Source organism: Methylobacterium sp. E-005 (assembly GCF_022829725.1).
Taxonomy (GTDB): Bacteria; Pseudomonadota; Alphaproteobacteria; order Rhizobiales; family Beijerinckiaceae; genus Methylobacterium.
Map to the genome: position 1 here is coordinate 15,473 of NZ_JAKSYG010000190.1, position 26,895 is coordinate 42,367.

Below are 26,895 nucleotides of genomic sequence, written 5' to 3' on the forward strand. Positions count from 1 at the left end.
GGGACCTACGGTCCGACCTGGGCGAGCAGGCCTGTGAGGTCTTTCGCGCGTATGCCCTCAAGCCCATCGACCGCCTCGGCAATCGCCCGCCTGAGCCCGGCGTCCGGGAGGTTCCCGGCCGTAAGCCGGTCGAACTTCCCTTGAACCTGATCCCAGCTCATCGGTCGGGTGTGGTAGCCGTCGTAGTCCCGCGCTTCCCCCGTCACGACCTGCCCATCCGCGAAGGTTATGGTGAGGCGCGCACATAGCTCTCCGGGGATGCGCTGGGTGAAATCTTCGCTGGGCTGCACGTCGACCTTGCGTAGCAGGGTCTGGACATCGTCCCGTGTTATCCGCTCGGGCGCGAACTGCGGCGGCCAGACCTCGCCGTCGAGGAGAGCCACGGCCACGAGGTAGAGCAGGTTGTGGTCGGCCTGTTCCTTGATCCGGCAATCGTGCTTGGGACCGTACTTGCCGCCGCCCAGGACGTCGTAAGCCCCCTGTGCGACCTCGACGGAGACCCGATTGATGGCACGCGCTTCGAACCCGTGCTCGGCGCGCAGCCGAATGGCCAGGTCGACGGCAGTCTGCGATTGGAACTCGGCGTTGTGCTTCTTGATCGAGGTCCGCAGCGGCGCATCCAACCGCTCCGTTTCCCAGTCGACTTCGAGGATACCGTCGACAAGCTGAAATAGGCCGAGCGGTCCGTCGAACACGCCGAGATCGCCCGTGATGCCTGCGCGAGCCAGGTAAGTGTTGTGAACGGCACGGCTGGCGGCCTCCCCGGAGGCGAGCCCCTTCCATTGCGAAACGGGCTCTGCCTGGATCACGGCCAACGAGACCGCGCCGACGCCCGCGAGTGCAAGGGCGTTGGCGGTTCGATCCGCATCCATCCCGAGGAGTCGGCTACCGCCGGCCGCGACCGAGAAAGCCAGCGGCGTGGTGTAGTTCACGCCCGCCCGCATCGTGGGCAGATCGAGGAGCCGGCATTGCACCTGATAGGAGACGGCGAGCGAGGTGAGGAAGTCGCTCCCGTCCGCCCCAACGGCCTCGGCCACCGCGAGGATCGCGGCGGTGTTGTCGGCCGGGTGGCAGACCTCGCCTTGACGATTGTAGCTGTCCAGGAAGTCGAGGTAGCGCACGAGGCTGCCGTTGTAGAGTGCCGCGCGGTCCGGGGAGCTTCGACCGCCGCCGATCAGTGTGCAGGCGGGCTCTCCGCCGAGCGCGTCGACGACGTTACGCACGGCCACAACAGGGCCCGCACCGAGGGCACCGATGGCGCAACCCAGCGTATCCAGCAGGATTCGCTTCAGGCGGTCGGCAGCTTCGTCCGATAGGGTGGCGCGGTCGACCCGGGTCGCGAAGCGGGCGATGCGTTCGACGGTTGTGGTCGCGTCTTGGGTCAAGCCAGACTCCTCTGCTTTGCCCCGCGCCGGCTGGCGCGCGGCGTTGTCTTTTTCGCGATCATCGACCGCATCGGTCCGGAACGGGTCCCGCTACGGTCGTGGCGGGGGGCACGGCAGGTGTGGTTGCCTACCGACGCATCGAGTTCGCCGGGTAAGACGATCAGGTCGAGGCCCGGAAGTGCCGGAGAAGTGCTTCCGAGACAGCGTCCGGAGCCTCTCGCGGGGCGAAGTGGCCTACCCCGTCCAGGGTGATGAACTCGGAGGGTCCGGAGAACTTCAACGGTACGTCTTTGCTCGCCTCCGGCGGGTTTACCCCATCAAGGGCGCCCTGGATGTACAGGGTCGGCGTCGACAAGGTCTTGGTCGCCTTCACCTTCGCCTCAAGCTCGGCCGAGCGTAGGTCCGGTTCGGCCTCGTCCCAGCGCGCCTGGTAGGAGTGCAACGTGACGTCGACGAAGTCCGGATTATCCCAGGACGCTGAGACCTCGTCGAACGTGGCATCGTCGTACCAGCCGGGCGGGCTCCAGTTGTCCCACATGATGCGACCGAACCCCTTGGGATCGGCCCGCACGGCGTCCTGGCCGCGCCTGGTCGCCTGGAACCAGTGGTACCACTGGCGCTGGCACTGCGGGAACGGCGGCGTCGGCATGCCGCCGAGACGCGACGGGGTCGAGAGCATCGCCATGCGGGTCACGCGCCCGGGCCAGCCGACCGCCATGGCCTCGGCGGCGTTCGAGCCCCAGTCGTGGCCGGCGACCATGAAGGTCGCGATGCCCATCGCATCCATCAGGTCGATGGCGTCGTGGGCCAGGATGCCGGAGTTGCCGGTGCGCGGCGTGTCGACCGAGCGGAACCGCGTACGACCGAAGCCCCTCAGTTCCGGCGCAACCGTCCGGAAGCCCGCCTCGTTCAGATCCCCCGCCACGGTCGCCCAGGTCGTGGCGTCATCCGGCCAGCCGTGGAGCAGGAGGACGGCAGGGCCGTCCGCCGGACCCGCCACGTGGACGTTCACGTTCAGGAGTGTGGTCTCGACCTGTCGCTCGCTCACGCGAAGCCTCCTTTGGCAGGACTATGCACGCCGGTGCCCGAAACGCCGGTCCTAGGCCGGAATGCGGTCGATGCTCGCGGTATCCTCCTCCGCGACGCCGTTCTCGCGATGGCGGAAGGCGCTCAGGGCTTGGTAGACCTGAAGCCGCGCGCGCATCACCGAACCGAGCGGCCGGTGCACTGCGAGGCTGTGGGCAGGCCGGAAGGTCATCACCTCGTCGAAGTACCGTACCCGGTCCGGCGCGTAGGCATCCTGACGCGGCAGGCGCAGCGTCGCCACCGTGCGGTAGGGGCTGATCGAGACCGGCCAGTCCACCGAGGCGTCCTCGATGGGCTGCCGCTCGGCATCGGCCCAGAGCTGGGCCTTCAACTCGAAGACCACCTCGTGGTCCCGGAAGAAGGCGACCGTGGCATGGCGGAAGCCGTCCTCGTCCTGGTGCGGGTCGAGGCGCCACTCGGACAGGGCGCGCTGGCTTTCCGTCGACGGCACGGCCCCGAGCTTGGCGACGTAGTCGCCGTAGCGGACCGGCGCCTGGCTGAAGTAGCTGTCGGCCAGGGGATGGCTGTATGGATGGCCGAAGAAGTCGGCCATCGCGCTCTCGGTGCCGAAGGCATGCAGCACCCGGTTGAGGTTGCGCGCGGTGGACGAGACGGCGCTCTTGACCCCTTCCGGCAGCCCAGTCGATTTGCCGATGACCGTGCCGTCGCGCAGGAAGCCGGCCGCCGTACCCGACGGGAAGGTGGTGCCGGTCGCGAGCACGAAGTCCTGTGTATCGACAGCGTGGCCGGGCAGCTTCTCGCCGGGGACGTCGAACACCTTGATCGACATGCCTCGATGGGTCGAGACGCGGTCGCCGAGGGTCTCGCCTGGCCCCTGCGCGAAGCGCACCGCGACGGGGTGGGTGCCGGAGGTAGCGAAGAGCCCTTGCGCCAGTTCGGCGGGTAAGCCCGCTGCAATCGTCAGCTCGCCGGTGGCACAGGCCGAACTCTTGGCGTGGCTGGCGCGCACGGCATGGTGCTCGCGGGCCTCGACCGTCTCGGATTGCTGCGTCATGCCCTTGATGATGCCGTCGATGGTCTCCTGCTCGCCCGCGGCGGGATTCTCGATATCGGGGGCGTATCGAAGGTAGGTCATGGTCACCTCGGGGAATTGATGAGGGGCAACGCGGGCCGGCCGCAGACCGTGCGACCGACCCCTGGAAGGACGGACCTCAGACGCTGCGGGCCTGGTCGGGATGGCGGCCCTCTGCGAACTCCTCGACGATCTTGGCGCAGAAGGCCGGCAGGTCCTTCGGGTTGCGGCTGGTGACGAGTCCCTTGTCCGTGACGAACTCCTGGTCGACCCAGGTGCCGCCGGCGTTCCGGATGTCGGTCTGAAGCGTCGGGAACGAGGTCAGCGTACGGCCCTTCACGACGTCCGCCTCCACCAGCGTCCACGGCCCGTGGCAGATCACGCCGACCGGCTTGCCCTGGGCGAAGAAGTCCCGGACGAACGCGACCACCGCCTTGCTCGCCCGGAGCTTGTCGGCGCCGACGCAGCCACCCGGGATGACGAGCCCGTCGTAATCGGAGGCCGAGGCGCCCTCGATGGTCGCGTCGACGGCGTAGCGGCCAGCCGGGTCCAGATCGTTGTTGACTGTCTCGGCCTCGCCGGCCTCCAGCCCGATCACGGTGACGCTCGCGCCGGCCTTCGTCACCGCATCGCGCGGCTGGACGAACTCGGGCTCCTCGGTCCCGCGCGGGGCGATCAGGATGGCAATCTTCTTTCCTTGCAAGGTCATGTCGTCTTCCTCGTTATGGGGGTGGGGGGAAGTTCGGTGCGGCTGCGGCGCCCTTCAGGCCCTGCGGAGGGCATCGCCGAGCAGGCGGGCCAACTCCTCGGTCGCCGCCAGGCAGCGCCGGGAATGCGCGGTCATCTGGATGAAGCCGTGCGGCAGGTCCGGATGGTGGACGTAGGTCAGATCGTTGCCAGCCGCCGCGAGCTTCCTGGCATAGGTGTGGCCGACGTCCCGCAGCATGTCGAAGCCGCAGGTCACCAACAGCGCCGGCGGCAGATCCGCGTGGCTCTCCGCGTTCATCGGCGTGACGTAGGGCTGCGTGTAGTCGACGTCGTGCGGGAGCAGGTGCCAGAGGAACTGGTGCACGCCCGCCGTATCGACGTAGGCGCCCGTGCGGTTCTCGATCCCGGCCTTGGTGTCGAAGGGGAGCGCCGTCTCCGGGTAGAGCGGCACCTGCAGGGCGAGACGCGGGCCACCGGTGTCGCGCAGGCGCAAGGAGATCGTGCAGGTCATGTTGCCGCCGGCCGAGTCGCCGCCGAGCGCGATCCGCGCCGGGTCGACCCCGCGTTCGGCGGCATGCTCGAACAGCCAGCGGACGACGAACTCGTTCTCGTCGATCTGGACCGGCCACTGGTACTCGGGCGCGAGCTTGTAATCGACGCAGTAGACCTGCGCGCCGCTGCCCTCGGACAGGCGCCTCATGGCGGTCTCGAACTGGTCGAGCGATCCGACGACGAAGCCGCCGCCGTGCAGGTAGACCAGAGCGGCACCTTCGGCCGGACCGGGCTTGGAGGGGTGGTAGACGCGTACGGGCACGGTGCCGTGCGGACCGCGCAGGCCGAGATGCTCGATCTTGCCGATGGGTGGCTTGTCGGCATCGATGAAGGCGTCGTGGGCGCGCCGCTGCTTGTAGAACGGCTCCGGCCCTCCAAGCACGGGTCCGGTCTTCAGCCATTCCGCGATCTCGGGATCCATGGTGGTGCGGGCCACCGTCTCCGGTAGGTCGTTCGCGGGGTAGACGGGCATGGGTACGCATCCTCCGGTGCGACCGGATCGGGTCTCGGTCGGCTTCATGCGGGCTGGGACGGGAACGGCCGCGAGCTACGGGGCCGGCTCGACCTGCTGCTCCGGCACGGGCACGTCGAAGCCGTTCAGCGTGATGCAGACCATCGCGTAGAGGCCGACGAGGTGGATCAGTTCGGACACGCCGGGGGCGCCGAACGCGGCGACAACCCGTTCGTAGACGGGGCGCGGAAGGACGCCGCCGGCATTCAGGGAGCTGGCAGCATCGAAGACGGCAGCCTCCTCGGTTGTGAAGTCGGACGGACGCTGACCGGACACGATGATCGCCACCTTGCCTTCCGGCAGACCCTTCTCCCGTGCGACCTGGACGTGGGCGTAGAGCTCGTAGGCCGACTTGAACCGCGAGCCCGTCACCAAGATCGCGACCTGCCGTGCCGCATCCGAGAGGGCACCGCGCTTCGATACCGCCTCGGTGAGGTCCCAGACCGCCTTGCCGATCTCCGGCTCGTGCAGCCACGGATTGAACGGACCGAGCAGCGCGCCGTCCGCCCTTTCCGTCTGGAACCCCTGGAACTGCTTCGCGATGCCGGCCCGGAGCGTGTCGTAGAGGCGGCGCTGCTCGGTGCTGAGGTCCTGCGGTGGAATAGGCGGGAGACGCAACGGAGAACTCCGCGAGGGGGGGACGGGGCAGTCGTATCGACCTACCCGCGACAAACCCCCCCTGGCCTCGGCGTTCCAAAAATTTGTTCACGTCTGAGTGAAATGAGCCTGAACGAGGAACGGATGGGCCTAGGCGAGGTTCATCGTCGGATTTAAAAATGATGGAGTTGAGAGCCTTGCCAGCGCCTGTCCGTTACAGCCCCGATGTCGAGGTCGTGAAGCCTGACGAGGGTAAGACCATCGAGGGACTGAACGAGACCTTCGACACGATCCTGCAGACGGTCGCGGACGACTCCGGTCATGCTGTCCGCTCCGTCCACGCCAAGGCGCACGGCATCCTGGAGGGCGTCCTCAGGATCGAACCCAACCTACCGCCGGAACTGGCGCAGGGGCTGTTCGCCAAGCCCGGCGAGCACAAGGTCTACATGCGGCTGTCGACGAACGCGGGCGACATCCTGCCGGACGCCGTCTCGCTGCCGCGCGGCCTCGCCCTGAAGGTCCTCGACGTCGAAGGCGAGCGCCTGCCCGAAGCCGAGGGTACCACCCAGAACTTCATCATGGTCAACGGCAAGGTCTTCCAGGCGCCGAACGCCGAGAAATTCCTGGGCAGCCTGAAGATGCTTGCCGGCACGACCGACCGGGTCGAGGGGCTCAAGGTCGCCGCATCCACCGTGCTGCGCGGGGTCAACAAGGCCCTGACGGCCGTGGGCATTGAAAGCCCGACCATCGGCTCGCTCGGCGGCGCGCCGAACGTCGATCCGCTCGGCGAGACCTACTACAGCGTCACGCCGTTCCGGTACGGCGACCACATCGCGAAGTTCTCGGTCGCCCCCGTAGCCCCGGGCCTGACCGCGCTCACCGGCACCGAGATCGATGCCTCCGGCCGGCCGAACGCGATCCGCGAGACGGTGCAGTCCGAGATGGAGGCCATCGAGGGCGTCTGGGAGTTCCGGGTCCAGCTTTGCCGCGACCTCGAACGCCAGCCCGTCGAGGACCCCACCGTCGAGTGGAACGAGGAGGAGGCGCCGTTCCAGCGTGTCGGCCTGATCACCGCCCGTCCCCAGGACAGTTGGGACGAGGCACGCATGCAGGCCGTGAATGAGGAGATGCGCTTCTCGATCTGGACCGGACTTGCCGCACACCGGCCGCTGGGCAACATCAACCGCGCCCGCAATGCCCCCTACAAACACTCGGCCGAGTTCCGCCAGCGCTTCAACGGCTGCCCGATCCACGAGCCGGGCGCCGGGCGTTGAGGGGGACTGACATGCACAAATTCATCGTGGCAGCCGCGGCTGCCTTTGTTCTCCTCGGTGCGAACCAGGTTCGGGCGGACGGAATGGCGAAGACGGAACTCAAGCCGTACAACGTCACCATCCGCGTGTTCGACCCGACCAAGGGACTGGAAAGCGGCCAGGACTACGTGCTGCCGGTCGACAGCCCGGACGTCGAGCACGCCATCGCCTCGACCACCGCCAACGCCGCCTCGTTTACGCGGAAGGCGGAGGGCGGCAAGGCCCTGCCGGTCGCCTTCACCTGCATCAGGGTCGAGGCGCACTGAGGCGACGATGGGCGGGGAGAAAACGATGTCGACGGAATCGAACAAGGATCTCGTGCGGGCGTACTTCGTCGCGTTCCGCGACCGCGATGAGGCGTGGTGGGACCGCTTCATCGCCCCGGACTTCGTCCGACACGACCCCGGCCTCGACTACGAGGTCCGCGGGCCGGCCGGCGTCGCCAAGCTCGGCGAGGTGCTGCATGGCGGCCTCTCGAACATCGAGATGCCCATCGACGAGGTCATCGCCGAGGGGGACCGCGTGCTTGCCCGTCTGCGCTTCCAGGGCCGGCACACCGGTGAGTTCCAGGGCGTGCCGGCGACCGGCAAGGCGGTCGACATCGTGGTGATGGACTACTTCCGCGTCGCGGACGGCAGGCTGGCCGAGCACTGGGCGCTCATGGACAACCTGACGATGCTCAAACAGATCGGCGCGGTCGCCGCCTGAGGCCGCCTGCCCCACGAGACCACGAACCGTTACGAGGGAACGACGCATGATCAAGGCCCTGGGTTACGCCACCAAGCATTCCTTCACCGGGCTGAAGCCGCTGGGGTTCGAGCGTGAGGAGGCGGGGCCGAGCGAGGTCGAGATCGAGGTCCTGTACTGCGGCGTCTGCCACTCCGACATCCACCAGGCCGAGAACGACTGGGGCAACACCGTCTACCCGTGCATGCCCGGTCACGAGGTCGTCGGGCGGGTCACGAAGGCAGGGTCGAGCGTCACGCGACACAAGGTCGGCGACCTCGTCGGCGTCGGCTGCATGATCGACAGCTGCCGCAAGTGCGAGCCGTGCACGGAGGGCGAGGAGCACTACTGCCAGGGACCGAACAGCTGGCTCGCGACCTACAACGGTCCGATGAAGCCCGCCGCCCAGGCCCCGGACGGGAAGAACTCGTACGGTCGCGACAACACCTTCGGCGGCTACTCCAACGTCGTCGTGGTGAAGGAGGATTTCGTCCTCAGGATCCCGGCGGCGCTCCCCGTCGAGGCGGCGGCGCCGATCCTGTGCGCGGGTGTCACGACCTACTCGCCGCTCAAGCACTGGGGGGTGAAGGCCGGCAGCGTCGTCGGCGTCGTCGGGTTCGGCGGCCTCGGCGACATGGCCGTGAAGCTGGCCAAGGCGATGGGTGCGGAGGTGACCGTGTTCACGACCTCCACGGAGAAGGTCGCGGACGCCGAGAAGCTTGGCGCCAAGGGCGTCGTCGAAGGCGACAAGGACGCCTACGCCGCGCTGGCCAACACCTTCGACTTCGTCCTCTCGACCATCCCCGAGAAGCACAAGGTCGACCCCTTCGTGCCGCTCCTGAAGCGCGACGCCACCTACTGCGCCGTCGGGGCGCTCACGCAGATCCCCGGCTACAACAACATGCAGTTGGTCATGCAGCGTAAGAGCCTCGCCGGCTCTCTGATCGGCTCCATCGCCGAGACGCAGGAAGTGCTCGACTTCTGCGCCGAGCACGGCATCGCCCCGGACATCCAGGTGATCCCGATCCAGGAGATCAACCAGGCCTACAAGCAGGTGAAGGAAGGTGACGTACGCTTCCGCTACGTCATCGACATGGCCAGCCTGAAGCAAGAGATGGAAGTCGCCTGAGGCTGCCGGACAACGAAATCCACGCCCGTCCCGCGGGCGGGGAACGGCCATCGTTCCGGCTTTCGACGTCGTTTCCCATCCAGACCTGGGTCTGGGTAACGGCTGGCAATAGAGGTGGGTGGTGCGGTGGGGGATCCAGCGACGATCCAAATCCATCCGATTCGAGCCAAGGAATTTTCATGCAGGTACGCACCAAGACGCATCGCATCGCCGCGCCCCTCGCGGGCACCACCCTCCTGACAGGGACCTCGGCCTGGGCGCAGGAAACGCCGACGATGAAGGACCGTCTCGACGGCGCCGTCTCGACGGTGACCGGGTCGCCGATGGCGGACCTCGACCTTGACATGAAGCGCGTGCTCGACGCGATGAAGACGCTCGATCCGAAGCCGATCCCGAAGCTGTCGCCCCAGGAGGCCCGCCAGCAGCCGAGCGCAGCCGACGGCGTCAAGGCGCTTCTCAAGGAGCAGGGCAAGAGCACCGCCCCCGAGGCTGGCGTGAGCACGAAGGAACTGGCCTACGAGACCGCGGGCGGATCGCAGAAGGTCCGGATCTACATGCCCGAAGGTGCCTCCGGTCCGATGCCGGTGGTGGTCTACTACCATGGCGGCGGCTTCGTGATCGCCGATATCGACACCTACGACGCGACGCCCCGCGCCATCGCCAAGGGCACGAAGGCCGTGGTCGTCTCGGTCGAGTATCGCCACGCGCCCGAGGCCAAGTTCCCCGCCCAGCAGGAGGATGCCTTCGCCGCCTACAAATGGGCGTTGGCGAATGCCAAGAGCTTCGGCGGCGACCCCTCGAAGGTCGCGTTGCTAGGCGAATCCGCCGGCGGCAACCTCGTGACCAACGTCGCCATCGCGGCCCGCGACGGAAACGTCGAGAAGCCGCTCCGGGTCGTGGCGGTCTATCCGATGGCCGGGACCAACCTCGACACCCCATCCTACAGGGCCAACGCGTCCGCCAAGCCCCTCGACAAGCCGATGATGGGCTGGTTCTACGACCAGACGGTCCGCAACGACACCGACCGCTCGGACCCCCGCCTCGACATCGTCGGCAAGGCCGATCTCAAGGGGCTGCCGCCGTTCACCGTCGTGACCGCGCAGATCGACCCGCTCCACGACGACGGCAAGATGCTCGCCGACAAGATCAAGGCGGCCGGTGGGCAGGTGACCTACCGCGACTATCCGGGCGTCACGCACGAGTTCTTCGGGATGGGCAACGTCGTCGCAAAGGCCAAGCAGGCCGAGGACGCCGTGATCGGCGACCTCAAGGCGGCCTTCGCCGGAACCGCCACGGGTACGACGGCGCCTCGCTAGGTCGCTGCGGCAGGAAGCCAACCGGCAAGGCAGGACGTGACATCGGAACCCGCTCGGATGATGTCCGGGCGGGTGTCCTTCCGGCCCTCTTGAGGGGATGCCGGACCGAAGGTGAACCGACCGACACCGACGGTTGGGGGAATACCCCCATCGCGAGCCATCACGAAGCCGTGCCTACGGTGGCCCTTGGGTGGCACCCTCGAAACGTCGTATGATATCTGGCGGCCATGGCCGCCAAACATGCCCATCACGTCGCGCTGACAGCGGCGCATTCCGCCTACGTCACGGATCAGGTTGCCAAGGGGCACTACGCCTCCGTGAGCGAGGTCGTGCGCGCGGGATTGCGTCTCTTGATCGAGCGCGAAGACCCTCGGACCGACCCTCCCGCGGCCGCGTCCCACGGCAAGCGTCGGGAAGCGTGATCCGGCCATGAGTTCAACCGTGTCCGTGGCCTTCGATCCGGCCGGCTTTTTCGATGCCTCGCCCAACCCCTATCTCGTGCTCGACCGCCGCCTCCACATCGTCGGTGCGAACAAGGCATATCTTGCGAGTGTGAAGCGAGACTTGGCCGACATCGTCGGGCGCTGGGCCTGGGACGCGTTCCCGACCGACCCGGAGACCCTGAGGCAGGCCATCGCCTCGTTCGAGCGCGTGATCCGCACGGGGCAGCCCGACACCATGCCGCTGTTGCGGTTCGACGTGCCCAGGCCCGAAGCCGAGGGCGGCGGCATGGAGGAGCGCTACTGGAGCATCACGCACAGTCCCGTCCTGGACGCGGCCGGCGAGGTGGGGACGGTGCTCCAGCACCCCATCGACGTCACCGAGCTCCAGCGCCTGCGGGACGCGGTCGGGAACGTCGAGGGTGCGACCGCCACCGAACTCCGGCCGGCCCAGGCCGGCATCTTCAAGCGGGCGCAAAGCGTCCACGAGGCCAACCTCGCGCTCAAGGCGGAGAGCGACCGTCTCCACGAGATGTTCCGGCAGGCGCCGAGCTTCATGGCGGTGTTGCGTGAGCCCGACCACCGGTTCGAGCTGACCAACGACGCCTACCGGCGCCTGATCGGCGGTCGCGACGTCATCGGCCTGACCGTGCGCGAGGCGCTCGGCGAGATCGAGGGCCAGCCGTTCTTCGACCTGCTCGACCTCGTCTACACCACCGGGCAACCGTTCATCGGGCGCGGCGTCGAGATCCTGCTGGAACACCGCAAGGGCGAGCCGCGGGAGCGACGCTACCTCGACTTCATCTTCCAGCCGATCCGAAATGGTTCTGACAACGTCTCCGGCGTCTTCGTCGAGGGCAACGACGTCACCGAGATGAAGGCGGCCACAGACGAGCTCCGCGAGCGTGAGCAAAGGCTGAGGCTCATCGTCGAGGCAGCCACCGACTACGCGATCTTCACCCTCGATGCTAACCACGTCGTCACGACCTGGTCGGCGGGGGCGGCGGGAATCTTCGGCTATTCCGCCGAGGAGATCGTCGGGCTGAGCGCGGACGTCCTGTTCACGCCCGAGGACCGGGAGGCGGGGCAGCCCGCACGGGAAGTGGAAGGCGCCCGCGAGGACGGTGGCGCCCCGGACGTGAGGTGGCACCTGCGCAAGGACGGCGGGCGCGTCTTCCTCAACGGCTCGATGCGCGTCATGCGGGACGCCTCCGGCCGGGAGATCGGCTTCCTCAAGATCGCCCGTGACGAGACGGAGCGGAAGCGCGTCGACGAGAGCCTGCGCCGGAGCGAGGAACGCTTCCGGACCATCCTCGACACGGTCGAGGCCGCGTTCGCCATCGTGCAGGTCCGGTTCGACGGCGACGTGCCGGTGGACTACCGGTTCGTCGAGGCCAATCCCGCCTTCGAACGCGAGGCGGGCGTCAACCTGCGCGGCAAGTGGGTGACCGAGTTCGCCCCGGACCTTGAGCGCTTCTGGTTCGAGACCTACGGGCGCGTGGCGAGGACCCGGGAGCCCACGAACTTCGAGAGCTACGCCAAGGCGTTCGGGCGTTGGTTCGACGTCCGGGCCGTCCCGGTCGGGGACGCCGACGACCGGCAGATCGCGATCATCTTCAACGACGTGACGGAACGGCGTGGTGCCGAGGAACGACTGCGCACCAGCGAGGCGCTCGCCCGCGAGAACGCCGAGCGCGTGCAACTCGCCCTGGCCGCCGGCGCGATCATCGGGACGTGGCACTGGGACATCCCCACCGACCGGTTCGTCGTTGACGAGGCGTTCGCCCGGGCCTTCGGCCTCGACCCGACCCTCGGGCACGAGGGCATCCCGCTCGCCGACATCGTCGCCACCGTCCATCCCGACGACCGGGCGGGGCTGGCGCAGGCCATGAGGGAGGCGATGACGCGAGGCGGTGCCTACGCCCACCAGTACCGTACCCGGCGCGCGGACGGGAACTACTACTGGCTTGAGGCGAACGGCCGTGTCGAGCACGCACCGGACGGCACGCCGCTGAGCTTCCCCGGCGTCCTCATGGACGTGGAGGAGCGTCGTGCCGTGGAGGCGGAGCGCGACTGTGCCACTGCCGACCTGCGTGCGCTCAACGAGACGCTGGAGCAGCGCGTCTCCGAGCGCACCGACGAGTTGATGAGGGCCGAGGACGCTCTGCGCCAGTCCCAGAAAATGGAGGCGGTCGGACAGCTCACCGGGGGCGTCGCGCATGATTTCAACAACCTGCTGACCATCATTCGCTCGTCGGTGGACTTCCTGAGGCGTCCGGACCTCGCCCCGGAACGCAAGCAGCGTTACCTCGACGCGGTGTCCGAGACCGTGGACAGGGCCGCCAAGCTGACGGGACAACTGCTGGCGTTCGCGCGCCGTCAGGCGCTCAAGCCCGAGATCTTCGACGTCGGTCAGAAGCTCAGGGGCGTCGGCGAGATGCTCGACACCGTGACCGGCGCGCGCATCCGCGTGGTCACGGACATGCCGGACGAACCGTGCTTCATCCTGGCCGACCTGAGCCAGTTCGAGACCGCGCTGGTCAACATGGCCGTCAACGCCCGCGACGCCATGGACGGTGAGGGTACCCTGACCCTGCGCCTCCGGTGCGGGGCGGCGCTACCCGCGATCCGTGGCCACGCCGCCAACACCATGCCGTTCACGGCGGTGTCGCTCACCGACACCGGCTCGGGCATCCCGGCCGACGCCCTTGCCCGGATCTTCGAGCCGTTCTTCACGACCAAGGCCGTCGGCAAGGGGACCGGCCTCGGCCTCTCACAGGTGTTCGGGTTCGCCAAGCAGTCCGGGGGCGACGTCGACGTCGAGAGCACGCCTGGGCAGGGCACCACCTTCACCCTCTACCTGCCGGAGATCGAGCCGGAGAACTGCCCGGACGGCGAGGCGGAGCGCGTCGAGGGGCCGCCACCGCTCGGGAGCGGCCAATGCGTGTTGGTGGTGGAGGACAACATCGAGGTCGGACGCTTCGCGACCCAGATCCTGGAGGATCTCGGGTACCGGACGACCTGGGCCGCCAACGCCGAGGAGGCGCTCGACAGGCTCGGCAGGGACGGCGCCGGGTTCGACGCGGTATTCTCCGACGTCGTCATGCCGGGGATGGGTGGCGTCGCGCTCGCGAAGGAGTTGCGCCAACGACTTCCCTCCCTGCCGGTGGTGCTGGCCTCGGGATACAGCCACGTCCTGGCTCAGGAGGGGTCCCACGGATTCGAGTTGCTGCACAAGCCGTACTCGGCCGACCAGCTGTCCCGCATCCTGCGCAAGGTCACCGCGGCCTCGACCCGGCCGCGCTGACCTTGCGACCGTCGGAGCCCCGGCTGGTGACGGTCCCCGGGGCCGTTCGGGGCGCCGGGGATCACGGCCCGGCGATGAGGTCCCTGATACGGGTTGCCAGCGCCTCCATCACGAACGGCTTGGTCAGGACGGCCATGCCCGGTTCGAGGTGGCCGTTGCCGACGACCGCGTTCTCGGCGTAGCCGGTGATGAACAAAACCTTCAGGTCGGGGCGCGACACGCGGCCGGCGTCTGCCATTTGGCGACCGTTCATGCCGCCCGGCAGGCCGACATCGGTGACCAGCAGGTCAATGCGCACGTCCGATTGCAGGACCTTGAGGCCGGCTTGGCTGTCCGCGGCCTCGATGGCGGTGTAGCCGAGATCCTCCAGTACCTCGGTGACCAGCATGCGCACGGTGGGCTCGTCGTCCACGATGAGCACGGTCTGGTCCTGCTCCGCCCGGGGTGCATCGCCGAGCGAGGCCATCACGTCGGCCTGCTCGGTCTCGCCGTAGTGCCGGGGTAGGTAAAGGCATATCGTCGTGCCGTCGCCGACCTCGGAGTAGATCCGCACCTGTCCACCCGATTGGCGGACGAACCCATAGATCATCGACAGCCCGAGGCCTGTGCCCTGACCGATGGGCTTGGTGGTGAAGAAGGGGTCGAAGGCTCGCTCGACGACCTCGGGCGGCATCCCGGTTCCGGTGTCGCTGACGCAGAGCGAGAGATACTGGCCGGGCGGCAGGTCGCGCTCCTTCGCGCCACGCTCGTCGAGCCACTTGTTGGCGGTCTCGATGGTGATCCGGCCTCCGTCCGGCATGGCGTCGCGGGCGTTGATGCACAAGTTCAGCAGGGCGTTCTCAAGCTGCGGCGGGTCGACCAGCGCCGGCCACAGGCCCGACGCGCCGACCACCTCGATGTGGACCGACGGACCCACGGTACGGCGGATGAGTTCCTCCATGCCGCCGATCAGCCTGTTCACGTCGGTGGGCATGGGATCGAGGGTCTGGCGACGCGAGAAGGCCAGGAGGCGGTGCGTCAGGGCGGCGGCGCGCTTCGAGGCGCCCTGGGCGGCGTTGACGTAGCGGTCGATCTCCGTGAGCCGGCCCTGGCTCATCCGTGTCTGCAGCAGTTCGAGGCTGCCGGAGATGCCGGCGAGCAGGTTGTTGAAATCATGCGCCAAGCCCCCGGTGAGCTGCCCGACGGCTTCCATCTTCTGGGATTGCCGAAGCTGCTCCTCGGCCCGGCGCAGGGCCTCGGCCTGCTCCCGCTCCGCCGTGACGTCGCGACCGACCGCGTTGATCAGGCGGTCGTCGGGACGGGTCGACCACGAGATCCAGCGGTAGCTCCCGTCCCGGTGGCGGTAGCGGTTCTCGAAGCGGGCAAACGACGTACCCTCCGCGGAGCTGCTCGCCCCTTCGAGCGTCTTCTCGACGTCGTCGGGATGGAGAAAGTCGAACAGCGACGTGCCGACGAGCTCGTCCTCGCGCCAGCCGAGCATCGACAGCCAGGCCGGGTTGACCGCGACGATGCGGCCGTCGAAGCCGCAGCGGAGCATGATGTCGCTCGACAGCTGCCACAGGGCGTTGCGGTCGGTGGTGCGTTCGGCGACCTGCCTTTCAAGGGTGGCGTTCAGCTCGGCGAGGTCGGCCGCCTGCCGTCGCCGGTCGTCGATGTCCGTATTCGTGCCCACCCAGTGCGTGATGCCGCCGTCGGAAGCCCGAACGGGTTCGGCCCGGACAAGGAACCAACGGTAGGCGCCGTCGGCGCGACGGATGCGGAACTCGGTCTCGTAGACCTCGCCGGTTGCCAGGGACCGGCTCCAGGCCTCGCCGGCCGAGGCGAGATCGTCCGGATGGACGATGCGCCCCCATTCCGTCGGGCCTTCGATGGATCCGGGAGCGCTCCCGCTGTAGGCTTAGGCCTGTTCGTTGAACCAGTAGAGGTACCCGTCCGGCCGAGCCGCCCAGACCTGGTTGGGGACGGCCTGGGCAAAGACGCGGAACTGCTCCTCGCTCTCGCGAAGGGCCCGTTCCGAGCGGAGCCGCTCGGTCGCGCCTCGCACACGCTCGGCGACCTCCCGCATCAACGCGACCTCGCCCGCGCTCCAGGACCGGGCTGCTGCGTGATTGACGTAGAACAGCGCCACGGACGAGCCTTGCTCGACCACGGGCATGTTCACGAAAGCCCGCGCGCTGATGCCCTCCAGGGCGGCCGCATTGTCCCGGGTGCGCGGGTCCAGCGCCGCGTCCGCGACGATGGCGGTTTCGCCGCGCTTCAGGTCATCGATGTACGACCCGTAATCGCGAAAATGCAGCACGCCGGCCAGGCTCTCGATGCCGGGGGCGTTCCAGTCCCGCTCGATGGTGATGGTCTCGGCGGCCTTGTCGATGATGCCGTAACCGACCCGGCTCACCTCCAGGGCGGTCCCCAGCACTTGGCAGGCGGCGTGGCTCAGGTCACCCGGCTCGCGGATGTCGCGTAGCGTGTCGGTCAGCTCCAGCAGGGTGGCGCGCCGCATCTCGGCTTCGCGCAACGCTTCCCCGGCCTCGCGCGCCCCGGTCCTGTCGCGCAGGATCTTCAGGAATCCGACGTGCCCGCCGGAGGCGTCCCGGAGCGGCATCATCTCGCCGCTCGCCCAGAACCTGCTGCCGTCCTTTCGGAGATGCCAACGCTCGTCGGCGGCACGGCCCTCCGCCAGGGAAAGGCGCATCTCGGCTGCCGGGCGCTCCCCGGCGCGGTCCTCGGGCGTGAAGATCCGGTCCACCGGTTCCCCGGTCATCTCCGACGCGGACCAGCCGAGCACGCGCTCGGCCCCGACGTTCCAGGCGACGACCCGGCCGTCGAGGCCGGTGGCGATCATCGCGAAGTCGACGGCGCTCTCGAAGATGGACCGGTGGAGCACGTCCGGCGCGAGACCGCTGGCGTCAGGGTACGGCTGCGGAGCCTGACCCGTGGCTTGTCCGGACATCACGCCTCGCCTCTCGACACCGTAGATCCCACGATCCCACTTCCGCTTCCGATTTGTCTTTACGCACCGATGTGCTCGGCTTGGCCCCATGTCGCCTTACCCACCCAGGATGCGCTTTCGGCGCTGCCAGGTGGCGACCTTGCGCAGCAGGCGCGAAAGCTGCTCGATGGAGTACGGCTTGTGCAGGAGTTCGAATCCCGAGGTTCCGTTCTCGGCCAGCACGTGGCTGTAGCCCGAGGCCAGCAGCACCGGCAGGTCGTGGTGTCGCTCGCGGATGCGATGCGCGAGATCGATGCCGTTCATGCCGGGCATCACGACGTCCGAGAACACCACGTCGAAGCGGTCGGCATCGCTTGCGAGTTCGGCAAGGGCCTCCGCGGCGTTCGTTGCCAGCACGGTGACGTAGCCGAGGTCGGTCAGCGTCTGCACCGCGAAGGTCCCGACCTCGGCGTTGTCCTCGACGACGAGCACGCAGGTGCCGTGTCCGTCCATGAGCGGCTCCGGTTCGCCAGCGTCCACCGCCCTGTCTTCGCCGGCGACGCGGGGAAGGTAGAGTGTGAAGGTGGTGCCGCGTCCGACCTCGCTCTCGACCGCCACCTCACCGCCCGACTGCTTGGCGAACCCGAACACCTGTGAGAGGCCGAGCCCCGTGCCCTGGCCGACGGCCTTGGTCGTGAAGAACGGCTCGAAGATCCGCTCCAGGCCGTCTGCGGGTATCCCGACTCCGGTGTCGCTGATCGACACCGCGACGAACGCCCCGGTGACGGCGGCGTGACCCCGCATCTCCGGCATCGCCTCGACCGGCCTGACGCGGATTAGGAGCCGGCCCTCGCCGTCCATGGCATCGCGTGCGTTGACCGCCATGTTGACGAGCGCCGTGTCGAACTGGCTCGGGTCGGCGTGCACGAAGCACGTCTCCTCGGGTAGTTCCGTGACGATCTCGATGCGCGAGCCGGTGAGCGTGCCCATCATGTCGCCGATGGCCCGCACGCTGTCGCAGGCTGCGAACACCTCGGGCCTCAGAGCCTGGCGGCGTGCGAACGCAAGGAGTTGGCCGGTGAGCTTCGCGGCGCGATCCACGGTATCGGAGATCGCCCCGATATACCGGACACGCCGGTCCTCCGGCAGGTCCGGACGCTTCAGCAGGTCGGTGGACGACTTGATGACGGTGAGCAGGTTGTTGAAGTCGTGCGCCACGCCTCCGGTGAGCTGCCCGACCGCCTCCATCTTCTGCGACTGGCGCAGGTTCTGCTCCATCCGCTCCCGCTCGGCCGCCTCGGTCAGCAGGCGCGCGTTCGCGTCGGCGAGCTCCGCCGTCCGCGCGGCGACTTGGCTCTCAAGGAGGGTGCCGGCCTCGCGCAGGAGCGTGGCCTGGGCCTCCAGCTCGGCGTGGAGGGCCACCACGCCCCTGTTCGTCTCGGCAAGCTCCCGGTTCAGGCGCTGGGCCTCCTCCTGGCGCTCCGCGAGCTCGGCCAGGCTGCTCAGGAGCTCGCGGTTCTGCTCGCGCAGGGCGACCAGCGGCTCGGCGGTCCTGGCACGGGCGACGTCGTCGGCCAGGCTGACCAGCCCGGGACCCGTGAAGTCCTCGACGCCGGGCGGGAGGCGCTTGCCGAACGTCACGACCGTGCCGTCGCCGGGCGCGGTGTCGATCTCGAAGCGGTCCATCAGGCGGCGCGAGCCGGTGATGCCGATGCCGAGCCCGGTGGTCGAGCGGAAGCGACCCGCCAGGATCGCATCGAGCTCGACGATGCCGGGGCCCTTGTCGCTGACCCTGATCACCAGGAACTGCCCGTCCCGTCCCTGATCGAGGCCGTACTCGATGCGGCCGCCGCCGGCGTAGCCGTAGGCGTTGCGCGCGATCTCGGACACGGCCGTGGCGATGCGGGTCTGGTCCTGGACCTCGAAGCCGAGGCGCTCGGCCAGCCGGCGAACGCGCTGGCGCACCGTGACGATGTCGTCCTCGTGCTCGACGGCGCTGGTGAGGAGCGGCCACCTCATCGGACCTGTCCCCGCACGACGAGCACGGTGGCGTCGTCGCGGGCGCGGGCGAAGTCGCGGAAGATCACGCCGGCGACCAGCGTCGGATGCGCCCTCGCCAGGCCGGGGTAGCCATCGATGGAAAAGCCGGTCGCGATCCCGTCCGAGCACAGGACGAACAAATCGTCCGGCCGCATCGGATACTCGAATTCCTGGATGCGGCGAGCCGCGTGTCCGGCGGTCCCGGCGAGGCTGACCGTGCGCTTCGTCCCCGTGCCGGAGACGACCGCTCCCAGGACGTTCCCTATGCCCGTGAACGTGAGGGTGGAGGCGTCCCGGCCGTAGCGTGCGACGGATATCGCGCCGCCCCGCGTATGGGACAGGCCCGCATGGATGTCCGACAGGATCGCGGCCGGCGGCTTGTCCTGGTTGCGTCGGAACAGTCGAAGGGCCTCCTCGGACGCCTTCGCCGCATCCGGCCCATGCCCGAGGCCGTCCGCCACGATGGCCGTCCACCCGTCCGCGCGCTCATGGATGCCGTAGGCGTCGCCGTTCGCGGTCTCCCCCTTCAGGGGAACCGTCACGGAACCGAAGGTCGCCTCGGCTCCCGGGGCGGTGGAACGAACGCCGGACATACGGGCCAGCACCGCCGTTCCCGAGCCCGGCCGAGACACGATGTCGAACGCGTCGGCGAGGCGGCGTACCGCCCCCAAGCCCTCGCCGGCGCTGCCACCGGTGGAATGGCCGTCGCGCAGCGCCGATCCGAGATCCGAGACACCGGGTCCCTGGTCGAGGGCGAGGATCTCGATGCCCGAGCCGGTCCCGTCCTCGTAGGTGCCTACCAGGACCTCGCCCGGCACGCCGTACTTGACGATGTTGGTGGCGAGCTCGGTGACGACCAGGGCCACGCGTCCGGCCGCGGTCTCGTCGAAGCCGATGCCCTGCGCCACGGCGACGGCGCGCCGCCGCGCCTCGGCCACCTGGCTCGCTTCCGTCACGGTGATCCGGTGCATGCTCACTTCCACCGCGCGATGGTCACGCGCGTGCCTGCCCCGGGTGTCGATTCGATGTGGAACTCGTTCGAGAGCCGCTTGGCTCCGCCGAGACCGAGGCCGAGCCCCCCGCCGGAGGTGTAGTGGTCGGTCATCGCCTGATCGATGTCGGCGATGCCGGGGCCCTGATCCTCGAAGGTCAGGCGCAGGCCTTTTCGCATCCCGGCCTGCACGATCTCGGCCCGCATGTCGCCACCGCCACCGTAATCGAGGGTGTTCCGGGCGAGCTCGCTCGCGGCGGTGACGATCTTGGTCTGGTCGACGAGCCCGAGGCCGATCTCGATGGCGAGCGCGCGGACCCGCTGACGCACGCGCACCACGTCGTCGCCGGATCGGACGGGCAGGGTCTCAGCCTTCGTGACGGTCACGGTCGCCTCCGCGACCGTCCTCCTCCTCGGCGAGCCGTGCCTGGATCAGCGCCATGCCTCGCTCGACGTTCAGGGCGGTCTTGATGCCGGTCAGCTCCAGGCCGAGCTCGACCAGGGTGATGGCGACCGCAGGCCGCATGCCGGCCACGACCGTCTCCGCGTCGAGGACGCGCGAGACGGCGGCGATGCTCACCAGCATGCGCCCGATGAAGGAATCGACGATCTCCAGCGCCGAGATCTCCAGCAGGACCCCGCGCGCGCCGGTGCGCGCGATCATCGCGGTGAGGTCCTCCTCCAGCGCGAGGGCGAGGCGGTCGTGCATGTCGACCTGGATGGTGACGATCAGCGCGCCACCGAGCTTGAGGATCGGGATGCGGTCCATGGCGTCAGCGGCGCTCCTCGGTTGACGTTTGCTGGCGCACCACCTTGCGGCCGGTCCGCTTCAACGCCACCGCGAACGCGTCGGCGAGCGTCGCCTTCGAGACGACGTTCAGCTCGACGCCGAGATGGACCATGGTCTGGGCGATCTGGGGCCGGATGCCGGAGACGATGCAGTCGGCGCCCATCAGCCGCGCCGCCGCGACGGTCTTCAGCAGGTGCTGCGCCACCAGGGTGTCGACGGTCGGCACGCCGGTGATGTCGATGATGGCGATCTCGGCCTCCTCGTCGACGATGGCCTGGAGCAGGTTCTCCATCACGACGCCGGTCCGGGCGCTGTCGAGGGTGCCGATGAGCGGCAGCGCGAGGATGCCGTCCCAGAGCCGGACCACCGGGGTCGAGAGCTCGGCGATCTCCTGGCCCTGGCGCCCGATCACCTCCTCGCGGCTGGCCAGGAACACCTCCATGGTGTGCAGGCCGAGCCGGTCGAGCACCTTGCCTCCGGCCCACACTCCGGCCGCCAGGGCCGAGGCGTCCGCGGCGGACGTCCGCCGGAGCGCCTCGAAGACGGGCTCCTTGAGCGAGAACACGAAGTTGGCCGTGTCGGTCGGGGTGAACCCCTGGATCGCCCGGGAGCGGGAGATGTCGGCGAGCGTTTCCCGCAACGACGCGTAGCCCTCACTGTCGGCGTCGAGGCCGCCGGCGGCGAGGGCGTCGCGGAACTGACCGAGGACGGCCTTGGCCTGCGTCTGGAGCTCGGCTTCGCGGATGCGGCCGCTCTGGAGGGACCCGCTGTCCCTCAGTGCCGCGGTCCAGCCGACGAGGATCGCGGCTTCGTCCTCCGTCACGGTCCTCTTGAGGACCTCCGTGCCGTCCATGGTCATCCCGTCATCCCTCGTCGTCGTTTAGCGTCTAGCCTGCTCGGCTTGTGGTCGATAGGCGTCATCGCCGCGGTGGGCATTGCCACGCCAAGTTGTTCCTGGCCTTCGGGATGCCGGTGCAGCTCAACCGGCCCGCAGAAGCAAGGCTACGGCGGCCACCGCGATGACGCCCAAGGTGGCGAGGATGCCGCCGCCGCGGCAGGCGAACTGCACAGGCGAGTTCTTGGCGGCGAACATCCCGAAGGGATGCAGGACGCGGCCGACAAGCAGCACGATCAGGAGCGTCCGCACCAGCGTCAGCCCGCCGCCACCCCCTTCGAGCAGGGCGACGAGGACAAGGGCGAGCGGAACGTACTCGCCGAAGTTGCCCTGGGTGCGGATGCGCTTTTCCAGGGCCTCGTTGCCGCCGTCGCCATGCAGTGTGTCCGAGGAGACCCGGCTTGCCATGACCCAGGCCGAGAGGCCGACGTAGATGAGCGCGAACAGGCCGGCGAAGAAGGCGGTGAGGGTGGGATAGGCCATCGGGTGTCCTAGTTGGGGTCGTGACTGATGAGGGCGTGTCGGCGATCGACTGCCTCACTCGGCCTTGCGGCTCGGGTCGTCGGCCGGGTTGACGTAGTTGAGCCCGAAGGGTCCGGAGCCGTTGACCTGGAGCTCGACCGGCTCGTCGGTGGTCCAGAGGGAGTGCGGCATGTCCTGCGGCAGGTAGACGAAGCCGCCGGCCCTGAGGATCTTGCCGGCCGCCTTGTCGATGGTCTCGCCGTGCTGGTGATGGATCGAGCCGGACAGGATGGTCAGCGTCTCGGGCAGGGAGTGGGTGTGGGGCGCGATCACGGTATTGGCCGGGAGCCTGATGCGCAGCACGAATGGACCGGGCTTGGCCGGATCGCCTGCGAGCTTGCTCAGCTGCGTGCCTTTGGGGAGGTTCGCCGGACCGGCGCCGTAGACGACGGCAGAGGCGTCCTCGATGGCGATCATTCCCTTCGCATCATGGCCGTCCTCCGCCGCGGCGCAGCCGATGCCGGCGATCAGGACCGCGACCGCGAGGATCGGGTTTCGTACGAGATGTCTCATGGGGGCTCCTTCCTCGATCGCTTCGCCCCGCCCGCGACGGCAGCCACCACGGGCGGGAACGCGGTGCTACCTGGCCTTGTCGAAGATGCCCTTGAGGCCACCCTCGTAGATGCCGCCGACGACCTCCTCGGCCTTGGCGTCGGGCGCGCCCTTGGCCTTGAAGCTGCCGGTCCAGGTCAGCTTGGAACCCTTGCCGTCGGGTGCGACCGAGAAAGTCGACTTGTAGCCCTCGACCGGCAGCGGGCTCTCCAGGATGGCGTAGGTGTAGGCCATCGTCTTCTCGTCGCGGGCGACTTGCTCCTCGACGATGGTGCCGCCGCCCTTCAGGGACAGCGTGCGGACCTTCTTGCCGCCCTTCTCGGACAGGACGCACTTCTCGACGGCCTGGTGCCAGTCGCCGATGCCGCAGAACTCGCCGATGGTATTCCAGACGGTGGCCGGTGGCGCCGCCACCGTCGCGGTCTTGGTCACGTCGAGGGCGAGCGAGGGCGTGGCGGACAGGACCGCGACAACGACGGCCGACGTCAGGATCTTCCTCATGGCGTTTCTCCTCGTTGGCGGACCCTTGATCCGGGTCTCGCCTGGCCAGGCGGGCTCACGGTCCGGGTCACCGCCGCTTGACAGCTTCGTTCATGCGTGGATCATCCAGACCTGAATGGAATTTGAGCGATGGGTTCGAAGAAGTCCAGACTCCGGTTGGACGATCAGCTCTGCTTCGCGCTCTACGCCGCGACCAACGCGGTGGTACGCGCCTACCGACCAATGCTCGCCGAGCTTGGACTGACCTATCCGCAGTACCTTGTCATGCTCGCCTTGTGGCAGGATGGGGCCGCTCCGGTTCATGCCTTAGCCGGGCGGCTGCGGCTCGGTTCCAACGCCGTCACCCCGCTGGTCGACAAGCTGGAGTTGGCTGGGTTCGTGACCCGCGCCCGCGGCACCGACCGTCGCGTCGTGTTCATCGCGCTGACGCAAGCCGGCATCGAATTGGAGGGGACCGTCTCGGCCGCCCAGCAATCTGTTGTCTGCCGCACCGGGTTGGGCGACCGCCACCTCGCCGAACTGCGCCAGGAACTTAAGGATCTGACTGACCGCATCGCCACCTCGGGCATCGTGCCCGAGGACGAGACCGCCTGAGGGCTTGCCTCTCGTTTCATGCCCCTACGAGACCCAGGGGTGTTTCACTCGAGGTCGGGGCGGCGATGGGTAACTGGAAGGTGCGGGCGGGCTTATGCCTCCGGGGCATGCGGCACCTGATCCGGCGCCAGGAAGGGGTGATATCCACCCGCGTCGAATTTACCGGCGGACTCGTGTCGAACGAGATCCACCCCAACCACAGCAAGTTTAGTCCGAGATGTCAGGAAACCGTTCCTGCATGAGCGATTGCCCCAAGTCGGATGCGTTCCAGTGACATCGCCTCGGCGGTAACCAGCGGAAATTTTATGGTCCATACCGGCTACGACCCCGTCCTCGTCGCGCTTTCCATCGCCATCGCGGTGTTCGCCTCCTACACGGCGCTCGACCTCGGCGGCCGCGTTTGAGGAGCCTCCGAGGGGCTGAGGTGGACGTGGGTCGGCCTCGCGTCGCTCGCGATGGGTGGCGGCATCTGGGCGATGCACTTCGTCGGGATGCTCGCGTTCGAGATGGGCATGCCCGCCGCCTACGACCTTGGCGTCACGGTCCTGTCGCTGCTGATCGCCATAGCTGCCACGGGGGCGGCCTTCACCTGGGTGAGCCGGAGGGGCGCGGCACCGCGTGACGTCCTGGTCAGCGGCCCCTTGATGGGCATCGGCGTCGCCGGCATGCATTACACCGGCATGGCCGCCATGCGGGTGTCGGGCAACCTCGCCTACAGCGTCCCGGTCGTGGCGGCGTCCGTCGGCATCGCCGTCACCGCCGCGACCGCCGCGCTTTGGCTGACCTTCAGGGAGAACAGCGTCTGGCAAAAGCTCGCCGCCGCCGCGATCATTGGCCTGGCGGTCGCCGGGATGCACTACACCGGCATGGCCGCGGCGACCTTCACCGCCGAGGATGCCGGTGCCAACGCGGCTCACGCAACCGCCGTCGGCCTGAGCCAGCATCACCTCGCGCTCTACGTCGCCGGGGCGACGTTCCTGATCCTGTTCATGGCGATTCTCGCCTCCTCGTTCGACCAGCAGCGCGTGCAGCGGCATCTGTATGCCAGCGAGGGGCGCTTCAGGGCAGCGGCGGAGGCGGTCGGCGACATCATCTGGACCGCCGACCCGCAGGGCGCGATGGTGGGGCCGCAGCCTTACTGGCAAGCCTTCACCGGGCAGACCGAGGCGGAATGCCAGGGCGTCGGTTGGGCGGAGGCCGTGCATCCCGACGACGTCGAACCGACGAAGGGGGCTTGGCGGGATGCCGTCGCCGCCGACCAGGGCTACAATCTCCAGCACCGGGTCAGGAACCGGGACGGCGAGTATCGCCTGTTCGCGGTCAAGGGACGGCCGGTGCGCAACCCCGACGGGACGATCCGCGAGTGGGTCGGCGTGCACGAGGACATCACCGAGCGCGACGCGTTCGAGCTCGCCCTAAGGGAAGCACGGGACGCCGCGGAAGAGCACAGCCGGGCCAAGAGCCGCTTCCTCGCCAACATGAGCCATGAGCTCCGGACGCCGCTGTCCGCGGTGATCGGCTACTCCGAGATGCTGGAGGAGGAGGCCGAGGAGCTCGGCCAGGAGAGCCTGCTGAAGGACCTGGGCAGGATCAAGTCGAACGCGCAGCACCTGCTCGGACTGATCAACGACGTGCTCGACCTCTCTAAGGTCGAGGCCGAGAAAATGGACCTCGACCCCGAGGACATCGACGTCGCCAACTTCGCCACGGATGCCGCCGGCACCGTCGACGCCCTGGTCGGGAACAGAGGGAACGTCCTCGTCCTCGATATCGCCGGGGACGTCGGCCGTGCCCGGACGGACGCGATCAAGCTGCGCCAGTGCCTGTTCAACCTGCTCTCGAACGCCGCCAAGTTCACCGAGGGCGGCACCATCACCCTCCGGGTCGGCCGCGAGACGGGTATCGAAGGCGACCGGCTCCGGTTCACGGTGCAGGACACCGGGATCGGGATGAGCCCGGAACAGGTCGGCCGCCTGTTCGAGCGCTTCACCCAGGCCGACGAGACCACCACGCGCAGGTTCGGCGGGACCGGCCTTGGGCTCGCCCTGAGCCGTGCGTTCGCCCAACTCATGGGCGGCGACATCACGGTCGAGAGCGTCGAGGGCCGGGGCACCAGCTTCACCCTCCGCGTCCCGGCCTCGGCGCCGAACCTGGCCATCGATGAGACGCCGACCGCGGGTCACGGGAACGAAGCGCCCTCGGGTGATCTGGTGCTGGTCATCGACGACGAGGCGTCCCAGCGCGATCTGATGACCCGTTTCCTCGAACGGCAACGCTTCGCGGTGCGAACGGCGGGCGACGGGCGCACCGGCCTCGACTTGGCGCGGGCGCTCAGGCCACGGGCCATCCTCCTCGACGTGATGATGCCGGAGATGGACGGCTGGTCGGTGCTGGCCGCCCTCAAGTCCGACCCCGACCTCGCCTGCATTCCCGTGGTCATGGTGAGCTTCGTCGCCGACACGGCGCTGAGCGCCTCCCTGGGGGCTGTCGAGGCCGTTCCCAAGCCCGTCGACTGGACGAGGCTGAAGTCGATCATGGAGCAGTTCCGGGCCGCGGACGGCGACGTGCTCGTGGTCGACGACGACCCGGACATGCGCGACCGCCTCCGAGCGGTGCTGGAGCGCAACGGATGGTCCGTCCGCGAGGCCGGGAACGGCTGCGAGGCTCTTGATCAGGTGAAGCACGGCGTTCCGCGCCTCGTCCTGCTGGACCTCACTATGCCGGTGATGGACGGGTTCTCGTTCCTCGACCGCTTGCGGGTCCTGCCCGGCTGCGCCGAGGTGCCCGTGGTGGTCCTCAGCGCCCGGGACGTCACTGCCGAGGAACGCGAACGCCTATCCGAGGCCGACCGCGTCCTGCGCAAGGGCGACTCCAGCCTGCAGGACATCGCCAAGGAGCTGCGCAAGATCGACAATCGACATGTCGATGATGGAGAGGTCGGTACGGCCAGAGAAACACTCGACGTCCGGAGATAATCC

Annotated in this window: 23 protein-coding genes and 2 pseudogenes; 9 read left to right on the forward strand and 16 right to left on the reverse strand. The window is 68.4% G+C overall.

Annotated features, from left to right (window positions below):
• Positions 1 to 5: 5 nt before the first annotated feature.
• From MKK88_RS21280 to MKK88_RS21305, 6 genes are all read right to left on the reverse strand, one after another.
• Positions 6 to 1,385 carry an MmgE/PrpD family protein gene (locus tag MKK88_RS21280; RefSeq protein WP_244003229.1) on the reverse strand — a complete coding sequence of 460 codons (1,380 nt, stop codon included), beginning with the start codon at positions 1,383 to 1,385 and terminating at the stop codon, positions 6 to 8.
• Between the two features lie 160 nt (positions 1,386 to 1,545).
• Positions 1,546 to 2,433 carry an alpha/beta fold hydrolase gene (locus MKK88_RS21285; protein WP_244003230.1) on the reverse strand — a complete coding sequence of 296 codons (888 nt, stop codon included), beginning with the start codon at positions 2,431 to 2,433 and terminating at the stop codon, positions 1,546 to 1,548.
• A 51-nt stretch (positions 2,434 to 2,484) separates the two neighbouring features.
• Positions 2,485 to 3,567: a catalase family protein gene (locus MKK88_RS21290; protein ID WP_244003231.1), complete on the reverse strand. Its 1,083-nt coding sequence runs from the start codon at positions 3,565 to 3,567 to the stop codon at positions 2,485 to 2,487.
• A gap of 76 nt (positions 3,568 to 3,643) precedes the next feature.
• Positions 3,644 to 4,213, reverse strand: a complete 570-nt coding sequence (locus MKK88_RS21295; protein ID WP_244003232.1) for a type 1 glutamine amidotransferase domain-containing protein — start codon at positions 4,211 to 4,213, stop codon at positions 3,644 to 3,646.
• Between the two features lie 54 nt (positions 4,214 to 4,267).
• Positions 4,268 to 5,236, reverse strand: a complete 969-nt coding sequence (locus MKK88_RS21300) for an alpha/beta hydrolase (protein WP_244003234.1) — start codon at positions 5,234 to 5,236, stop codon at positions 4,268 to 4,270.
• A 75-nt stretch (positions 5,237 to 5,311) separates the two neighbouring features.
• Positions 5,312 to 5,893, reverse strand: coding sequence for a carboxymuconolactone decarboxylase family protein (locus MKK88_RS21305; RefSeq protein ID WP_244003236.1), 582 nt, complete (start codon positions 5,891 to 5,893; stop codon positions 5,312 to 5,314).
• Positions 5,894 to 6,054: 161 nt separating this feature from the next.
• On the opposite strand from MKK88_RS21305, the gene MKK88_RS21310 reads away from it, so the two are divergent.
• The 7 genes from MKK88_RS21310 (at position 6,055) to MKK88_RS21340 (ending at position 14,103) form a co-directional block, all read left to right on the forward strand.
• Positions 6,055 to 7,146, forward strand: a complete 1,092-nt coding sequence (locus MKK88_RS21310; RefSeq protein WP_409566690.1) for a catalase family protein — start codon at positions 6,055 to 6,057, stop codon at positions 7,144 to 7,146.
• A gap of 83 nt (positions 7,147 to 7,229) precedes the next feature.
• Positions 7,230 to 7,451, forward strand: coding sequence for a hypothetical protein (locus MKK88_RS21315; RefSeq protein ID WP_244003240.1), 222 nt, complete (start codon positions 7,230 to 7,232; stop codon positions 7,449 to 7,451).
• Between the two features lie 25 nt (positions 7,452 to 7,476).
• Positions 7,477 to 7,893 carry an ester cyclase gene (locus MKK88_RS21320; RefSeq protein ID WP_244003241.1) on the forward strand — a complete coding sequence of 139 codons (417 nt, stop codon included), beginning with the start codon at positions 7,477 to 7,479 and terminating at the stop codon, positions 7,891 to 7,893.
• A 46-nt stretch (positions 7,894 to 7,939) separates the two neighbouring features.
• On the forward strand, positions 7,940 to 9,040 hold the full coding sequence (locus MKK88_RS21325; protein ID WP_244003243.1) for an NAD(P)-dependent alcohol dehydrogenase: 1,101 nt from the start codon (positions 7,940 to 7,942) through the stop codon (positions 9,038 to 9,040).
• A gap of 179 nt (positions 9,041 to 9,219) precedes the next feature.
• The gene (locus tag MKK88_RS21330; protein ID WP_244003245.1) at positions 9,220 to 10,356 is read left to right on the forward strand and encodes an alpha/beta hydrolase; all 1,137 of its coding nucleotides are present in this window, start codon (positions 9,220 to 9,222) and stop codon (positions 10,354 to 10,356) included.
• A 227-nt stretch (positions 10,357 to 10,583) separates the two neighbouring features.
• The gene (locus tag MKK88_RS21335) at positions 10,584 to 10,778 is read left to right on the forward strand and encodes a type II toxin-antitoxin system ParD family antitoxin (protein WP_244003247.1); all 195 of its coding nucleotides are present in this window, start codon (positions 10,584 to 10,586) and stop codon (positions 10,776 to 10,778) included.
• 7 nt (positions 10,779 to 10,785) lie between these two features.
• Entirely contained in the window at positions 10,786 to 14,103 is a 3,318-nt protein-coding gene (locus tag MKK88_RS21340) for a PAS domain S-box protein (protein WP_244003249.1), read from the forward strand.
• A 61-nt stretch (positions 14,104 to 14,164) separates the two neighbouring features.
• Here the strand turns inward: MKK88_RS21340 and MKK88_RS21345 are convergent.
• The 10 genes and pseudogenes from MKK88_RS21345 to MKK88_RS21400 all read right to left on the reverse strand — a co-directional run.
• Positions 14,165 to 15,979 (reverse strand): annotated as a pseudogene (locus tag MKK88_RS21345) (PAS domain-containing protein); the annotation flags it as partial.
• A gap of 21 nt (positions 15,980 to 16,000) precedes the next feature.
• A complete protein-coding gene (locus tag MKK88_RS21360; protein ID WP_244003251.1) occupies positions 16,001 to 17,053 on the reverse strand; it encodes a PAS domain S-box protein in 1,053 nt (350 codons plus the stop codon).
• 96 nt (positions 17,054 to 17,149) lie between these two features.
• On the reverse strand, positions 17,150 to 19,051 hold the full coding sequence (locus tag MKK88_RS21365; protein ID WP_244003253.1) for an ATP-binding protein: 1,902 nt from the start codon (positions 19,049 to 19,051) through the stop codon (positions 17,150 to 17,152).
• On the reverse strand, positions 19,048 to 20,043 hold the full coding sequence (locus MKK88_RS21370) for an ATP-binding SpoIIE family protein phosphatase (RefSeq protein WP_244003254.1): 996 nt from the start codon (positions 20,041 to 20,043) through the stop codon (positions 19,048 to 19,050). The genes MKK88_RS21365 and MKK88_RS21370 overlap by 4 nt, the downstream gene beginning before the upstream one ends.
• Positions 20,044 to 20,045: 2 nt before the next feature.
• A complete protein-coding gene (locus MKK88_RS21375; RefSeq protein ID WP_244003256.1) occupies positions 20,046 to 20,450 on the reverse strand; it encodes an anti-sigma regulatory factor in 405 nt (134 codons plus the stop codon).
• Entirely contained in the window at positions 20,431 to 20,832 is a 402-nt protein-coding gene (locus MKK88_RS21380) for an STAS domain-containing protein (protein ID WP_243947336.1), read from the reverse strand. Before MKK88_RS21380 ends, MKK88_RS21375 begins: the two co-directional genes overlap by 20 nt.
• A 4-nt stretch (positions 20,833 to 20,836) precedes the next feature.
• Positions 20,837 to 21,712, reverse strand: coding sequence for an STAS domain-containing protein (locus tag MKK88_RS21385; protein WP_244003258.1), 876 nt, complete (start codon positions 21,710 to 21,712; stop codon positions 20,837 to 20,839).
• 120 nt (positions 21,713 to 21,832) lie between these two features.
• The gene (locus tag MKK88_RS21390) at positions 21,833 to 22,231 is read right to left on the reverse strand and encodes an MAPEG family protein (protein WP_244003260.1); all 399 of its coding nucleotides are present in this window, start codon (positions 22,229 to 22,231) and stop codon (positions 21,833 to 21,835) included.
• Between the two features lie 54 nt (positions 22,232 to 22,285).
• Positions 22,286 to 22,783 (reverse strand): cupin domain-containing protein, encoded by a 498-nt coding sequence (locus MKK88_RS21395; protein WP_244003262.1) that lies wholly within the window; start codon positions 22,781 to 22,783, stop codon positions 22,286 to 22,288.
• Between the two features lie 66 nt (positions 22,784 to 22,849).
• On the reverse strand, positions 22,850 to 23,323 hold the full coding sequence (locus MKK88_RS21400) for an SRPBCC family protein (RefSeq protein WP_244003264.1): 474 nt from the start codon (positions 23,321 to 23,323) through the stop codon (positions 22,850 to 22,852).
• A gap of 129 nt (positions 23,324 to 23,452) precedes the next feature.
• Between MKK88_RS21400 and MKK88_RS21405 the strand changes: the two genes are divergently transcribed.
• Positions 23,453 to 23,917, forward strand: coding sequence for a MarR family winged helix-turn-helix transcriptional regulator (locus MKK88_RS21405; RefSeq protein WP_244003266.1), 465 nt, complete (start codon positions 23,453 to 23,455; stop codon positions 23,915 to 23,917).
• A 305-nt stretch (positions 23,918 to 24,222) separates the two neighbouring features.
• A pseudogene (locus MKK88_RS21415) lies at positions 24,223 to 26,892 on the forward strand (MHYT domain-containing protein).
• Positions 26,893 to 26,895 lie beyond the last annotated feature (3 nt).